Below are 14,470 nucleotides of genomic sequence, written 5' to 3' on the forward strand. Positions count from 1 at the left end.
ATAACAAGATCATCGTTTAGCTATTCATTTTATTGAGAATCTTGGGTAATAATCTTTGTTTTACTAAAGCCACCTTTAGTTTTTGTGACTTCAATTCTTGCCGGTAATGTCTGCTTGAGTTCTTCAACATGGGAGATCACGCCGATCATTTTGCCAGAGTTTTGTAGATCAATAAGAACATCTAAAGCCTGAAGTAAAGATTCTTCATCTAGAGAGCCAAAGCCTTCATCAATAAAGAGTGTATCAATAGAGATTCCTCCTTGGTGTGATTGAATAGTATCTGCCATTCCAAGAGAAAGGCTGAGCGAGGCTTTAAATTTCTCTCCACCGGAGAGGGTTTTGACATCACGAGCCTCCCCCGTATAAGCATCATAAATATCGAGATCAAGCCCACTTTGTTTGCCATGAGAAGCAAGATTTTCTGAGCGGATAAACTCAAATTGACCATTTGTCATCTGTTGCAAACGAAGGTTTGCCGCATCAATCACTTGTTCAAAGTACGCAATGAGGATAAAACGTTCAAAGGAGAGCTTTTGTGGATTATCGCCTCGCAAAAGATCATGGACTTCAATAATTTTTTGCAGGTATGAGCGCTCTTTTTCCAATGATTTTGCATTTTCTTGGATTTTTTCAGTAGCTTGTTTAATAGTTTTAAGTGCATGCTTTGCAGAAATTGCGCTTTCATTAAGTACTTGTAAGGCGGTTTCTTCTTCTTGAAGCGTTGCTTTAAGCTTAGAAAGATCAGTCGTGGTTTGATCTTTAAGCTGTGCTTCTAAGATAATTATTTGTTGTTTGAGAACTTCAATTTGTTGGTCATAATGTTGGATTGTTTCTCTAAGCATACGCATTTCAGATGGCATTAATCTTGCTGCAATAAAGGCTGATTTATCGGCAGTGATGTCGCCATGATCATCTTTTGTGATAAATCCTGCCTCAATTAATGCTAAATCGAGCATTTTTCGAGCTTCAATGCCGGCATTAACGAGATTATCAACGGCTGATTTTTCATGCGCAACTTGATTTGTTAATACCGCAAGTTTTTGATCATTTTCCGTTTTAGCAAGTAGCGCTGCGTCTAGTGCGCTATTAAGTAGAGATAGGGCTTTTTTTTGCTGATCTAAGTTTTGTTGAAAGACCGCGACATCTTGTAGCGCCTTAGGAATCATTGCCGTAATCGCGGCGATCTCAGCATTTTTAGTAGTGAGCGTGGTTTCTAGTTGGCGTTGAGCTTCTTGCGTTTTCTCAAACTTTTCTCGTAGCGCTGTGAGTTCTGTTTCCACAACTTTTAGCTGCATACGTTGTTTAATAGCCATTTGATGACTTTTGTTGGAACTCTCTTTTGCTTCGTTAACTTGAGTTATTAATGCATTAAGTTCGATTAAATCGGTATTTTCAAGGATTTTCGGGAACTGAAAAGACGCTAATAAATCAGCCTCTTCACTTTGGTAAAAGTGCTGAATCTCTTGATACTTATCGGCGTTTTGCTGCTGAGATTTAAGGAGCTCTTTAGAGAGCTGTTTTACTTGTAATTGCGATTGCTGATATTGTGTATTGGCTGCAATCATTGTTGTTTGTGCTTGTGTTAATGCTTGTTGGTCTGATTCATTATCTGCCGGATGGGGTAATGCGTTAAATTTGCCATCAATAGCGGGATGTTCGCAGCTCCCGCAAACAGGGCAAGGATCTCCAGATTGTAGTGATTGGGCTAACAGTTGGGCTTGATTTGTCAGCCAATTTTGAGAAATGAGATCAAATTGCTGTTGTGCTGTTTCTGCTAATTTTTGATCATTAATAAGCGCTTCTTGTGCTTGTATTAAAGCTACTTGTTTTTCATCCTGGGCTATTAAAATAGTTTTTAATTCTGATAGCTTTTGTAAGTAGTTTGTGAGCTGAAATGCTGGCATTGCTGCTTTTTCTGTTGTTTCAAGCGTAATAGTCTGGGCAGCTCTATTGTTAGCTTGGGTATCAATATCCCCTTTTTGTACGGCAAGTTGTTTGCTTAAATCTTCATAGCTTGTAGTAAAATTTTGATGTTCAGTTTGAAGTTTTGCCAAGGCTGCTACTCGTGGCTGATTGCTCTCTAGCATGATAATTTCTTTAGAGAGTGCTGATCTTTGATGCTCTTTAGCGATCTCTAACGCATGTTGTTTGCTCGCCTCTGCTGCTATTTGCGTTATTTGGGCTAACTCAGCTTCACTTGTTTTAAGCTTTGTCATTGCAATTTTTGCATCTGCTCTCAAACGAGTGAGGGTTTCAAAGGGCTGTGCTATAGGCTCTGCTTGCTCGGCAAGCTCAAGACTTTTTCGCGCTTTTTGAATGACCGCTTCTTGTGCTTGCGCTTTTTGTAGTGCTTGCTGGGTAGCTTCTAACTGGGTAAAGGCTTGATTGATCGATTCAGCTTTTGCAATAGTTGTTTGAAGATCTTGAATTGTGTGTTTTTTGAGAGTGATGTTATCAGCCATTTTTTGAAGATTTTCTTCATAATAAGTCGCTTCAATGGCTAAACCGCTTAAAGCTTGATGCGGATTGATGACAGGGATTTCTTTTTTGAGAAGTCCGTTTTCATCTTTCTGATAAGAGAAGAGTAAGGAATCTCGAGCCGGCAGTTGTGTGAAAAGGGATTGTAAGAGTTGTGATTGAGCGCCGCTTAGACGAATAACACGATCATTTTGTGCATCTCGTTTCATTTTAAGATTTGTAATGAGCGTTTGATATTTCTCAGTATTAAAAACGGTACGTAAAATGGCTTCTTTCTCATTCGTGCTTGAGGTGAGAAATCGTTGATACTCTCCTTGAGGCAGCATCACAAGTTGATTGAACTGCGCTTTATTTAATCCGATAAGCTCTAAAATTTTACGATCAACTTCTGAGGTAATATGCCGATCAACGGCACTCACTTCCGCAAATAGATCATTACTCTCTAAATCAATCTCATAAAGTTCAGCTTTTCCTGGGGTTTGGCTCTTATTGCCGGACTTGGTATAAGGAAGCTGACGAAAGACTCTGTAAGCTTTTCCGCGAAGGGAAAAGAGGAGTTCTGCTGATGTGGGTAATTCATCTGGCGCAAAATCGCTACGAAGGGAAGTTGCTTCTTTACGATCTTCACCACTAGCGCCGCCAAATAGGGCATAAGAGATTCCATCAAAAATAGAAGTTTTCCCAGCACCGGTATTGCCGGAGATAACAAAAAGATCATACGGTTTGAGTGCTTCAAAATCGATGATTTCAGTTTCATGATAAGGACCAAAAGCAGTGAGCGTAAGTTTAAGCGGGCGCATGTTATTCTCCTATTTTTGGTCTTTTATAAGGATGTTACTGGTCGTATCTTGCTCAAGCTCGGCAAGGGATTTGCTAAAGATTGCTAAAGTTTCAGGGCTAGCTTCACGCTCAATAAGCGTCTGATAAAAACCTTGAAATAAAGAGAGATCATCGTGAGTTTGAATCTCCTTAAGCTTTGTTTGATCTTCTTCTCGTGATCTTGATTTTTGTAAGTCGCGCCGAACATGCATGGCATTGGGGAAAACGGTGCGAATTTGTTCCATCGGTTGAAGTACAGGAGTTTCATCAAGTAAGGTGACAAAGATATAATCTTGGCTTTCCGGCATTGTTAGCATCTCTTTAAGTGTCCCTCTGACTTCCCGTAAATCCCGTTTAGGGGTAAAGACAATCTTCTCGATCTCAATAGGGTCCCCTTTTGCCGGCAAATGCAGTTGTAAAATTCCTTTTTCGTGATGCGCCTCTGAGAGGGAGTATTTAAGTAAAGAGCCTGAATAGCGAATGGTTTCATTCTTAATTTTATGGGCTTGATGAAGGTGCCCAAGCGCGACATAGTCAAAGTCTTTAAAGTAATCGGCTGAGATATACTCAGAGCCGCCAATAGCAAGTGGTCTTTCAGATTCTGAGGTGAGTTTTTCCGGCGTTGAAGAGTGAATGACAAATGCATGTAAAATAAGGATGTTTCGAGCATTAGGATCAAGCTTTGGGGTTAAATGCTTCATGAGCGCTTTAAAGGCCGCATCATGGCTTGTGATGCTCGGGTTTTGATAGAGCGCTCTAATTTCAGCAGGTTCTACATAAGGAATTGGGTAGCAGTGGATTTCACCATATTCATCGTTAAATATAATCGGCGTAAAGTTTGGATCTATTGTTGTGATGAGGTGGCAGTTTTTATCTTGTAAGAAGGTGCTTCCAAACATCAGGCGCTTGGGGCTATCGTGATTACCGCTAATAGCGATAATCGGAATATGAAGTTTTAAAGCAACACGGTTGAGAAAATGATTTAAAAGCTCAACAGCTTCCACTGGCGGAATTGCACGATCATAAATATCGCCGGCAATAATGATCAGGTCAGGTTTTTCAGCTTCGATATACTCAATTAAAAGGTCAAGCAGATAGGCTTGATCCTCAGTCATATAAATACCGTGAATGAGTTTTCCTAAATGCCAATCAGCTGTGTGAAGAATTTTCATCGTCATAATCCCTAAGTTCTATGAATCGCCATTTTATCATGGGATTTATATTACAGCGTTTGTCTTAGGAAGAGCGTATTTGTATGGGAAATTCTTAATTTAAGAGTGATTTCTAAAAATATCTTTTAAAAGTTAGCGCGATTTTTGTGACATTTGAATCCCCACACTATTTTACACTCCATAAATCTTGGCAAGATCTTCTTTCTACCTTAAGAATAAAATCCTAAGAAACTGTCAATATGATAAAATAATAGTCAGTAGCAAATTGGGAAATTAATCGTTAAACATGGAATACAAGGAGTTTGTCATGACAATCCCAGCAAATCAAAGATATCAAGAGAATCAGCGTGGACGAATTACCTTAACATTTTTCTATCTATTTGGGCTTTTTACGTTAATTACCTTTGCCATTGCTTATACCGTTTTAAATATTATGGTGGCAGATCGCATTCAAGACGCGATTCAGCTCAGTCGTATTGTGCCATTTTCTATCATTACTTTCTCAGCAGTTCTCCCTTTAGGCTTAATTCTCGGGTTTTGGATGAGTGGATATGGGAATAAACCTTTAGATGGTACTTTTAGATTAGCCGCTGCTAGAAGAGGATTTATTTTAACATTTCTCTACTTACTGATTTTATTAGGCTTTGTATTAATGATTGATGAGCCTATTGCGAATATGTTGGGGTTAAAAGCGTTTAATTATAAGTTATTAATTGCCGCGCCAATTGGCGCTGTATTGGGTGCGATTTATGCGTATATCTGCGCCATCATTACCGCTAAGTTTTCTAAAGTGGCTAAAAATTATGATGAACATCATCCAGAGGGGCGCGTGGAAGATCCCAGTCAGTTCTAGGAGTCATCAAGGTTAAATGTATCGATTAAACAAAAGGGTTTAATCGTGTCAGATGCTGATAAGAGTTTGATTAAAACGCCGGTAACTTTTAAAGTGCCGGCGTTTTTTTATCCAATCATTAAAGTGAATCATAGCTTGATTCACGCAATAATAGAGTAATCGGTTATATAGTAGATTCGGCTCAAGAAACATTATTTTAAAAGTATTAAGAGCACAAAGTGTGTATTAAATTAGCTTGCATGCTGCCGGATAGAACTATTTTTGTGCTTCTCATAATCGATGCGCCGGCAATTTGATTCAGCCACTTTTAAACCGATTTCACTATAAGAAGCGCAAAAGATTTACTACTCAGTATTGTACAAGCTGGTTTGATTCATGCGCTATAGTTTTACTTTTCAAACAGTGCGAATCGACTATAAAAAGCGGTTTAGAGAAGTAGTTTAAAGCAGTCATAAGAGAAGAGATCATGAAAAAAATTGAGCGTAATATATTTTTACAACCTATAAGTGAGCAAGGAGAGATTACTTTAAAGCGATTAGAAAGCGCAGAAGATATCCTTTTAGCGGCAACGTTGTTAAGTTCTTGTTTAGCAGAAAGTAACGTATTAGCAGGTAAAGCGCTTTACCTGCAAACAGAAAAAGAGATTGAGAGCTTCTTAACAGATATTAGCGAGTTATATGGTGTTTTTGAAATGGAAACATCAAAGCTGATAGGCATATTAGCCGTTGAAGAAGATTCTATCGAAAGAATTGCCGTTGCTAAAGCGTATCAAAGAAAAGGAATTGGGCAGGCATTAATGCAATTTGCACATGAAAAGTTAGGGGCAAATTATGCCGATGTTTATATTGATAATCTACCAGCGTTACATTTTTTTGAAAGCTGTGGGTTATCGATGTTTGATGAAACAACGCCCGAACCTGGAGATTTGATGGCTGAAGATCCTTATAAGATCATTCATTTGATGTATTAATTGATGATTTTTAAGGATGATCAAGAATCGTTAAGAGCCGTTTATCACGATACTCTTAACGAGATGCTTCATGGCTAGTGACTTTAATGATTCTGCTTTTTAGTTTTCTAGAGTACGAAGCATTTTTTTTAAAAGTAATGTGAGCGTCGTTTGCTCATCAGTCGATAGTTTTGCTACAAGCTCATTTTCTAAGGTGAGATGGCTCGGCGCAACGATGTCGATCAGTGTTTTTCCTGTTTCTGTTAATTGAACAATCACGCCTCGGCGGTCATTGGGATCAGGAAGCCTTGTGATAAGTTCTCGAGCTTCAAGCCGTGTCATACGATTAGAGAGGCCGCCTGAAGAAACTAAAATCAATTCTTGAATTCTTCTAGGCGTTAGACCTTCCTCCATTTCTCGGCGCAATACCGCAAGAAGATCAAAATCACCGGTATTGAGATCATAGCGTGAGAGGTTTTCTTCTACACGCTGCTGAATAAAAGCATTCATTCTTACCATTCGGCCGATAATTTCTGTGCCTATATAAGAATTCTCAGAAATGGTAGTTGCTTGCCATTTTTGGATGATATCGTCAATAAGATCTTTTTCAGACGAGTCTTGACGAGGTTGTGGGCTGTTTTTCTGCATAAGTCCGATCTTTGGAATTTGGTTATTATTGTATGACTGACTTTACGCAGTTTCTTAAAAAGTTTCAATATGTCAGATGATGGAATGTGGCTAAGGCTTTGAATAGAAGCTTGGAGTATCGCGATGGGGCTTTTTTTTCTGTTTGAGAAAAGGAAGAAAAGCTGTGCTTTCTAGAAAATCATGATATCTTTATAAAAAGAATCTTCTAGTAAAGATAAATAAATATATTCTTAAAAAACGTTAATTTGTCGGCATTTAAAATCGGCTATTTAACGGCAAGAGCAGAAAAATATAGAGGTCATCATCAATGTCAGTCATAGTAAATCATCCTAAAACCGCGATTCGCGGGGCGCTGTTAACGTTTAAGAAAGATCCGTTTTTTCATCCGATGGCGGAGTGTTTCTGGTATGAGTCAGATGCCATTATTGTGATGGAGAATGGGAAAATTAGTGTTGTTGGAAAAGCGGATGATATTTTGCCAACTCTTGGCGATATTTCTGTAAAACATTATCGAGATAGCCTGATGATGCCGGGATTCATTGATAGCCATGTCCATTATCCTCAAACGCAAATTATTGGCGCCTATGGTGAGCAGTTGATCGATTGGCTCAATAACTATACCTTTATTGCAGAGCAAAACTTTAAAGATAGAGCGCACGCGGATGAAGTTGCAGAAGTTTTTTTAAGAGAGCAGCGCCGAAATGGTGTTACGGCATCGACCATTTTTTGTACGGTTTTCCCTGAATCCGTAGATGCCATTTTTGCAGAAGCCGAAAAGTATAATATGCGTATCATGGCCGGCAAAGTCTGTATGGATAGATATGCGCCAGAAGCGTTACTTGATACACCGCAAAAAGCGTATGATGAATCAAAAGCATTGATTGAAAAATGGCATAAAAGAGGGCGAGCAGAGTATGTGATTACCCCAAGATTTGCCCCAACATCAACGCATGAGCAGTTAGAGATGATCGGCACTTTAGCCTCTGAGTTTCCAGATACGCTGATTCAATCCCATGTTTCAGAGAATATAAAAGAGATTGAATGGGTCAAAGAGCTGTTTCCAAAGGCGAAAGATTATACCGATGTTTATGATCAATATGGACTATTAAGAGATCGTGCAATCTATGGCCATGGCGTGCATTTAACAGAGCGAGAATTTCATATCTTAAATGAGAGGGGCTCTGCTGTGGCGCATTGCCCAACATCTAACTTTTTTTTAGGTTCTGGCGCGTTTAATGTCCATCAAGCAAAAAGCGCTCATCGCCCCATAAAGGTAGGGCTTGCCACAGATTTAGGCGCTGGCACAAGTTTCTCTATTTTACAAACAATGAATGAAGCCTATAAAGCAGCACAATTGAATGGTGCGCCTTACTCATCACTTCATACTTTCTATTTAGCGACAAAGGGCACAGCAGAAGCGCTATCATTAGAAGATAAGATTGGCGCATTAGAAGTTGGCATGGAGGCAGATTTAGTTGTACTTAATTTGAAATCAACGCCCATTATTGAATATCGAATGAGGTATGCACAAAGTTTAGAGGAAACGCTATTTATTCAGATGACGTTAGGAGATGATCGGGCGATTGCGGCAACCTATATTGCCGGGAAAATGGTTTATGAAGGGTAAGATCAATTGAAAATTACCCTATCAGCAATGTTAGCCGCTTTAGATGAGCGGTAAACAAAATTAGAAAATGCCGGCAGATGTTTTATTGCCGGCATTTTTAATATGAGTGGGATTGAATTTCACCTTAATTGGCTATCTTTACTGCCTCTTCGGTTATAACCACTAAATGCCTTCTGCTTCTTATCAAAAGCTTCTTGGCATTGAATGCAAAGTGTTACGCCGGGTACCGCTATTCTTCTTGCTTCAGGGATAAGCGCATCACATTCTTCGCAGTGGATAGCGCTCTCTCCTTGTTTGATTTGGCTTTTAATTCTTGCAATAGCATCATCAACGGTTGCATCAATCTGTTCTTGCTCAGCACCATCTTTTGCCCAACCACTTGCCATAATGAAACCTCCTTTTTTCTTCTATTAATTATAAAATGACGTTAATACATTGAAAAATCAAGGGGGGTGTCTATTGAATAGGGATAAGAGAGGGATTGTTCGGGGAATTTTAAAAAATAAGAGTATTGTGAAGGGCGGATTGCCTTCAATGAAATAACAGATCCCTTGGAGATTTTGTCAGATTATTGTTGGGTTACAAGTGAGTATTGAGTTAAAAGGAATAGAAAAAAGATGGTAGAGAATCAGAAAGCACTTTATTGGAATAAGATGGTGCCGGAACTAATAGTGAGTAACTTACAAGAGAGTTTGGCATTTTGGGTGAATCTGATCGGTTTTGAAGTGATGTATCAAAGTGAAGAGGAGCGCTTTGTCTATTTAGATCTATTGGGCGCACAAGTTATGCTAGAAGAGATGCAGCCAGAACAATGGGTTACTGGGGAATTAGAGAAGCCTTTAGGGCGAGGTATTAACTTTCAAATAGAAGTGCCGGCAGTTAAACCTATTTTAGAACGGCTTGAAAGAGAAAATTATCCCTTATTTGATGCTTTAGAAGAGCGTTGGTATCAAGCCAATGATCTTCAGCATGGACAGCGGCAATTTTTAGTTCAAGATCCTGATGGGTATTTATTACGATTAGTCGAGGTATTAGGCGAGGTTAGCGTTTAAGGTGATATTGATGATTGTAAGAGTGGGCTTTGGGAGGCAATCATTTGGTTTAAAGGGATGTTTGATCTTTACTTATTCCATTACATAAATAGGATGATAACAAGAATAAAAAGGCAAGTTTTCGCCAAAGCGGCTAGGGTTTTGTAAATACCTTTTATAAAACATGATATTACTGAGATTTTAAGGGGTTAGTGACTCTTTGAAAGAGAGAGGAATTTAAGAGAGGATATTGCTTTCTGAGTGCGGGTACGATATAGCTATTCCTTAAGCGACTAAGTTTACGTTTCTAATTTTTTGGACTTAGCGTGATTACTATCTCTTCTACACAATCCTTGTGTGAAACCAATAAAATTTAGGAGTTCTTTAATGACTACCCAAAACTGGAGTTTTGATACTCTACAGCTTCATGCCGGCCAAGTGGTTGACGAAACCCGTTCTAGAGCCGTTCCAATCTACCAAACCTCAAGTTACGTTTTTGATGATTCACAGCATGCAGCAGATCTCTTTGGTCTTGCTAAGCCTGGGAATATTTATACGCGTATTATGAATCCAACAACAGATGTGTTAGAGAAGCGTATTGCAGCGCTCGAAGGTGGTGTTGGTGGGCTTGCAACAAGTTCAGGAATGGCGGCAATTTTATATTCAGTCTTAAACGTGGCAACCCCAGGCGATGAGATCATTACTCTTAGTACCATTTATGGTGGTACTTACACACTTTTTAATAATCGTCTTCAATCTCAATTTGGAATCAAGGTACACTTCATTGAGCCAGAAGATTTTGCCGGCCTAGAAGCGGCAATTAACGAGAAAACAAAGGCGATCTTCTTTGAGAGTATCGGCAATCCCGATATTAATATTCCTAATATTGAAAAAATTGTCGCCATTGCAGAGAAGCATCAAATCGTGACAATTGTGGATAATACCTTTGGCACGCCTTACTTAATTAACCTTAAAAGCTATGGCGTGAATGTTGTTGTACATTCTTTGACAAAATATATCGGTGGTCACGGGACCTCTATTGGTGGCGGTATTGTCGATAATGGAAACTTTAAGTTTAAAGATAACCCTCGTTATCCAGGCTTTAATACGCCAGATGCAGCTTATCATGGCTTGCAATACGCAGATCTTGGGGAGCTTGCTTATATCCTTAAATGCCGCGTGGAATTGCTTCGTGATACAGGCGCGTGTATTAGCCCATTTAATGCCTTTTTAATTTTATTAGGGTTAGAAACGTTAAGCCTTCGTGTTGAAAGAATGACGGAATCTGCACTTAAAGTAGCAAAGCATCTAGAGAATCATCCGCATGTTGCATGGGTGAAGCACCCAGGGCTTAAATCGAGTGAGTATTATGAGCGTGCACAGCAATATTTCCCGAAAGGTGTTGGGGCAATTTTTACCTTTGGTGTGAAAGGTGGGAAAGAGGCGAGCATTAAATTTATTGATAGTCTTGAGATCTTCTCATTGCTAGCAAATGTAGCTGATGCGAAGAGTCTTGTGATTCATCCTGCGGGAACTACACATTCTCAATTAGATGAGGAAGGATTGAAAAAAGCAGGTGTCTTGCCGGAGCTTATTCGTCTTTCAATTGGCTTAGAAGATGTAAATGACCTGATTAAAGATATTGATCAAGCTCTAGAAAAATCACAACAATAAGAGATTCATAAGATGAATAATCTCTAAGAAAGGGAGCTGTTTAGGCAAGGTTAAGCAGCTCTTTTCTTGTTGGATCATTTTAGTAATAAAAGTTATTGGAAGACTATAGATATAACTTACAAGCTTGCACAGGAGAAAACTCTCTTGGGTGAGTATGGTTAGATAGATGAAGGAGGCTAAAGATGCCTGTAAAAATTCCTAGTCAACTGCCGGCATATCAAGTGCTGAAGAATGAAAATATATTTGTAATGGATGAAGATCGCGCCGTATCGCAAGATATACGCCCCCTTAAGATTGCGATTTTAAACTTAATGCCATTAAAAGAAGTGACAGAGACGCAGCTTTTAAGAATGCTGGGCAATACTTCATTACAGATTGAGCCTGTATTTTTAGCAACAGAGAGTTATCAGCCTAAAAACACCGATAAAGAATATCTCAATGCCTTTTATCGCACCTTTGATGAGATTAAAGAGGAAAATTTTGATGGTTTTATCATTACCGGTGCGCCAGTAGAAACATTGCCGTTTGAAGAGGTGCAATATTGGGATGAATTAAAAACGATTATGAAATGGGCTGATGAAAATGTCTTTTCAACACTCTATATCTGCTGGGGAGCGCAAGCTGGACTCTATTATCGTTATGGCGTGCCAAAGTATGATTTAGAGGAAAAGCGTTTTGGTGTTTTTTCTCATGATGTATTAGAGAAAAATGTGAAGTTGCTACGAGGATTTGATGATTCGTTTAACGCCCCCCATAGCCGGCATACAGAAGTGCGTAGGGAAGATATTGAAAAGCATGATGATTTAATGATTCTAGCAGAATCAGAAGATGCCGGTGTTCATATTGTCGCGAATAAAGATATGCGCCATGTTTATGTGATGGGGCATGGAGAATATGATGCCGATACCTTAGATCGTGAGTATCGAAGAGATATCGATAAGGGCGCAGTGATTGATCCTCCTAAAAATTATTACAAGTCTAATGACCCAACAAAAGCACCCCTTGTTACGTGGCGATCTCATGGCAATATGCTTTTTGCCAATTGGTTGAACTATTGTGTTTACCAAGAAACGCCTTATGATCTTCACACTTTAAAACGTGATTAGTTTGGAAAATGTAAAAATAACGTATAATAGTCAGTCGGTTGAGTTGCCTAGTGCTATTTATACTTTTCTCTCAATGTATGAGGTGGGTCTTTATAGATCTATCTGAAATCAATGATTTAGAGAAGTATTTTGAATTGCTAATATAGAGATAGATAGAGATATAAGAGAATGAAGAGAAATCTAATAACTGTTGGTTTAATGCTTGCCTTAGTGCCGGCACTTTTAGAGGCTGCGCCAAAAGCTAGTCAAGAGAGTGTTGAGATAAAAATAGATTTAAATAACGTTTCAACACTAGAGAGTATCTTCTCAGGCGATGTATCGACAAAAGAGATCTCTGATCTGCAAGAGAGTAGTAATACGGCACCTGTCACTGAGGTTAATGAAGTAGAGGCTATTGGTGAAGTTGTGATTAAGCCGCAGCCAAAGGTTAATCAGCCTATAACGGTGAAGCCCCATGTTACTTATGTCCCTAAAACAGAAGCGCAAAAGCAAAAAGAAGCTTTAGAGATGCTCGAAAACTTCCAAGCATTTTCAATGCCGGAAAATGCAATAGATTATCGTGCGAAGGCTTCTTTCTGGGCAGAAAAAGTAGCTCAAGCTGATCTTCCTTATCAGTATAAGTCTCGTTTAGCGGCAAAAGATCGTCAAGATTTTAAAGAGAATTATCTCGATAAGATTAATAGCGGGGAGATTACGCCTGTGGAGTTGGTGACCGTTAAAGGATTAACTTCACAAGGTGAATCGCTTTATCAGGTGCTATTAGAGAGTGAGGGGGAGGGGCTCATTCCTTCTCTTTATCATGTTGGTCGAATTGAGAATCTCTTACAAAGTAGGGATCTTGCAGCACATCAAGCAGAGCTCTTAGAGCTGCTTTATGATGGGGGGTTAACTTATATTCGAGATATGGTTTTAGGAATGCCAGAAGTAAAGCGACAGGATCCTGATTGGTTATTACAGGGGCGATCATTAAATATCAGCGATGCGATGGTTCAAGCCTTACAAAGTAGTGACTTAAAGGCTACTTTTTTAGAATTTGCGCCGCAATATCCTGAATATCAGAATTTAAAACGTGCATTAGCAGCTTATAAAGCGAGAGAGTCAGAGGTTGAGCCTGCGATGGTTCCTATGGGGGCGACTATAAAACCTGGTGTGGGTGGTGAGCGAGTGGTTGCAATGCGTGATCGGCTGAACTATTTAGGTTATGACGCAGGTGATGCTGATAATTATGATCCAAAAATGGTTGAAGCTGTTAAGGCTTTCCAAAGAACGCATCTTTTAGAGCCCGATGGTGCGCCGGGGCGTAAAACGATTGTAGAACTTAATCGCTCAGATGATGAACGTATTAAACAGATTCAAATTAACCTTGAGAGATGGCGCTGGATGCCAGCATCAATGGGCGAGCATTATGTTGCAGTTGATATCCCAGGGTTTCGTTATTCTGTGATGAAAGATGGTGAAGAGGTCTTAACGGCAAAAACAATTGTGGGAAGAGATGCCAGAAAAACACCAGTATTTATGTCTCCAATGAGCTATATCGTCTTTAGTCCTTATTGGCATGTGCCAAGATCAATGGCAGTTAAGGACTTTTTACCACGATTAAAACGGGATCCATATGCATTAAATAGATCTAAAATTAGAGTATTTAGAGGTGGGCAGGAGATTGATCCTGGTAGTGTAGATTGGTCGCAATACAATAGTAATAACTTCCCATTTCAGTTAAGACAAGATCCAGGTGATTACAACTCGCTAGGGCGCGTAAAGTTCATGTTCCCTAATGAGCACGCCATCTATCTTCATGATACGCCCTCGAAATCTCTCTTCAATAGAACCTCTCGTGATTTTAGTTCAGGGTGTGTGAGAATCGAGAACCCTGAAGAATTAGCTGAGTATTTTTTAGGCGAGGCAGGGTGGGATCAAAACCGTATAAGCTCGGCTTTTAGGCGCTCTTCAGAGGCTCATGTCAGTTTGGCAAAGGATAAAAAGATCCCTGTCTATACTTTATACATGACAACAAGAGTTGAGGGTGATAGTATTTCATTCCGTGCTGACATCTACAGCAAAGATAAAGTACTTATTGATGCGCTTCATCAGCTTCAATAAGTGGTGCAAAATA

General features: G+C 39.4%; 11 protein-coding genes. 7 read left to right on the top strand and 4 right to left on the bottom strand.

What is annotated here, in order from left to right:
• Positions 1-29 precede the first annotated feature (29 nt).
• Together MMG00_RS13685 and MMG00_RS13690 are read right to left on the bottom strand one after the other, a co-directional pair.
• The gene (locus tag MMG00_RS13685) at positions 30-3,278 is read right to left on the bottom strand and encodes an AAA family ATPase (protein WP_242149362.1); all 3,249 of its coding nucleotides are present in this window, start codon (positions 3,276-3,278) and stop codon (positions 30-32) included.
• A 9-nt stretch (positions 3,279-3,287) separates the two neighbouring features.
• Entirely contained in the window at positions 3,288-4,469 is a 1,182-nt protein-coding gene (locus MMG00_RS13690; protein ID WP_242149366.1) for an exonuclease SbcCD subunit D, read from the bottom strand.
• A gap of 307 nt (positions 4,470-4,776) precedes the next feature.
• Between MMG00_RS13690 and MMG00_RS13695 the strand changes: the two genes are divergently transcribed.
• Positions 4,777-5,322 carry a hypothetical protein gene (locus MMG00_RS13695; protein ID WP_242149370.1) on the top strand — a complete coding sequence of 182 codons (546 nt, stop codon included), beginning with the start codon at positions 4,777-4,779 and terminating at the stop codon, positions 5,320-5,322.
• Between the two features lie 466 nt (positions 5,323-5,788).
• Positions 5,789-6,292 carry a GNAT family N-acetyltransferase gene (locus MMG00_RS13700; RefSeq protein WP_242149374.1) on the top strand — a complete coding sequence of 168 codons (504 nt, stop codon included), beginning with the start codon at positions 5,789-5,791 and terminating at the stop codon, positions 6,290-6,292.
• A gap of 99 nt (positions 6,293-6,391) precedes the next feature.
• Here MMG00_RS13700 and MMG00_RS13705 read toward each other — a convergent pair whose 3' ends face one another.
• Positions 6,392-6,919 (bottom strand): MarR family winged helix-turn-helix transcriptional regulator, encoded by a 528-nt coding sequence (locus MMG00_RS13705; protein ID WP_242149378.1) that lies wholly within the window; start codon positions 6,917-6,919, stop codon positions 6,392-6,394.
• Between the two features lie 307 nt (positions 6,920-7,226).
• Between MMG00_RS13705 and guaD the strand changes: the two genes are divergently transcribed.
• Positions 7,227-8,546 (top strand): guanine deaminase, encoded by a 1,320-nt coding sequence (gene guaD, locus MMG00_RS13710; RefSeq protein ID WP_242149381.1) that lies wholly within the window; start codon positions 7,227-7,229, stop codon positions 8,544-8,546.
• A 119-nt stretch (positions 8,547-8,665) separates the two neighbouring features.
• Here the strand turns inward: guaD and MMG00_RS13715 are convergent, their stop codons facing one another.
• On the bottom strand, positions 8,666-8,932 hold the full coding sequence (locus MMG00_RS13715) for a DksA/TraR family C4-type zinc finger protein (protein WP_242149386.1): 267 nt from the start codon (positions 8,930-8,932) through the stop codon (positions 8,666-8,668).
• A gap of 231 nt (positions 8,933-9,163) precedes the next feature.
• Between MMG00_RS13715 and MMG00_RS13720 the strand changes: the two genes are divergently transcribed.
• The 4 genes from MMG00_RS13720 to MMG00_RS13735 all read left to right on the top strand — a co-directional run bounded on the left by MMG00_RS13720 (position 9,164) and on the right by MMG00_RS13735 (position 14,457).
• Positions 9,164-9,598 (top strand): bleomycin resistance protein, encoded by a 435-nt coding sequence (locus tag MMG00_RS13720; protein WP_242149389.1) that lies wholly within the window; start codon positions 9,164-9,166, stop codon positions 9,596-9,598.
• A 366-nt stretch (positions 9,599-9,964) separates the two neighbouring features.
• On the top strand, positions 9,965-11,251 hold the full coding sequence (locus tag MMG00_RS13725) for an O-acetylhomoserine aminocarboxypropyltransferase/cysteine synthase family protein (protein ID WP_242149392.1): 1,287 nt from the start codon (positions 9,965-9,967) through the stop codon (positions 11,249-11,251).
• Between the two features lie 182 nt (positions 11,252-11,433).
• The gene (gene metA, locus MMG00_RS13730) at positions 11,434-12,357 is read left to right on the top strand and encodes a homoserine O-acetyltransferase MetA (protein WP_242149396.1); all 924 of its coding nucleotides are present in this window, start codon (positions 11,434-11,436) and stop codon (positions 12,355-12,357) included.
• A gap of 168 nt (positions 12,358-12,525) precedes the next feature.
• The gene (locus MMG00_RS13735; RefSeq protein WP_242149401.1) at positions 12,526-14,457 is read left to right on the top strand and encodes a L,D-transpeptidase family protein; all 1,932 of its coding nucleotides are present in this window, start codon (positions 12,526-12,528) and stop codon (positions 14,455-14,457) included.
• Positions 14,458-14,470 lie beyond the last annotated feature (13 nt).

This window comes from Ignatzschineria rhizosphaerae, from assembly GCF_022655595.1.
Lineage (GTDB): Bacteria > Pseudomonadota > Gammaproteobacteria > Cardiobacteriales > Wohlfahrtiimonadaceae > Ignatzschineria > Ignatzschineria rhizosphaerae.

What these genes read in the sequence shown, in the direction of transcription:
- MMG00_RS13685 (WP_242149362.1), bottom strand. Translation starts at nt 3,278, where the DNA reads ATGCGCCCGCTTAAACTTACGCTCACTGCTTTTGGTCCTTATCATGAA.
- MMG00_RS13690 (WP_242149366.1), bottom strand. Translation starts at nt 4,469, where the DNA reads ATGAAAATTCTTCACACAGCTGATTGGCATTTAGGAAAACTCATTCAC.
- MMG00_RS13695 (WP_242149370.1), top strand. Translation starts at nt 4,777, where the DNA reads ATGACAATCCCAGCAAATCAAAGATATCAAGAGAATCAGCGTGGACGA.
- MMG00_RS13700 (WP_242149374.1), top strand. Translation starts at nt 5,789, where the DNA reads ATGAAAAAAATTGAGCGTAATATATTTTTACAACCTATAAGTGAGCAA.
- MMG00_RS13705 (WP_242149378.1), bottom strand. Translation starts at nt 6,919, where the DNA reads ATGCAGAAAAACAGCCCACAACCTCGTCAAGACTCGTCTGAAAAAGAT.
- guaD (WP_242149381.1), top strand. Translation starts at nt 7,227, where the DNA reads ATGTCAGTCATAGTAAATCATCCTAAAACCGCGATTCGCGGGGCGCTG.
- MMG00_RS13715 (WP_242149386.1), bottom strand. Translation starts at nt 8,932, where the DNA reads ATGGCAAGTGGTTGGGCAAAAGATGGTGCTGAGCAAGAACAGATTGAT.
- MMG00_RS13720 (WP_242149389.1), top strand. Translation starts at nt 9,164, where the DNA reads ATGGTAGAGAATCAGAAAGCACTTTATTGGAATAAGATGGTGCCGGAA.
- MMG00_RS13725 (WP_242149392.1), top strand. Translation starts at nt 9,965, where the DNA reads ATGACTACCCAAAACTGGAGTTTTGATACTCTACAGCTTCATGCCGGC.
- metA (WP_242149396.1), top strand. Translation starts at nt 11,434, where the DNA reads ATGCCTGTAAAAATTCCTAGTCAACTGCCGGCATATCAAGTGCTGAAG.
- MMG00_RS13735 (WP_242149401.1), top strand. Translation starts at nt 12,526, where the DNA reads ATGAAGAGAAATCTAATAACTGTTGGTTTAATGCTTGCCTTAGTGCCG.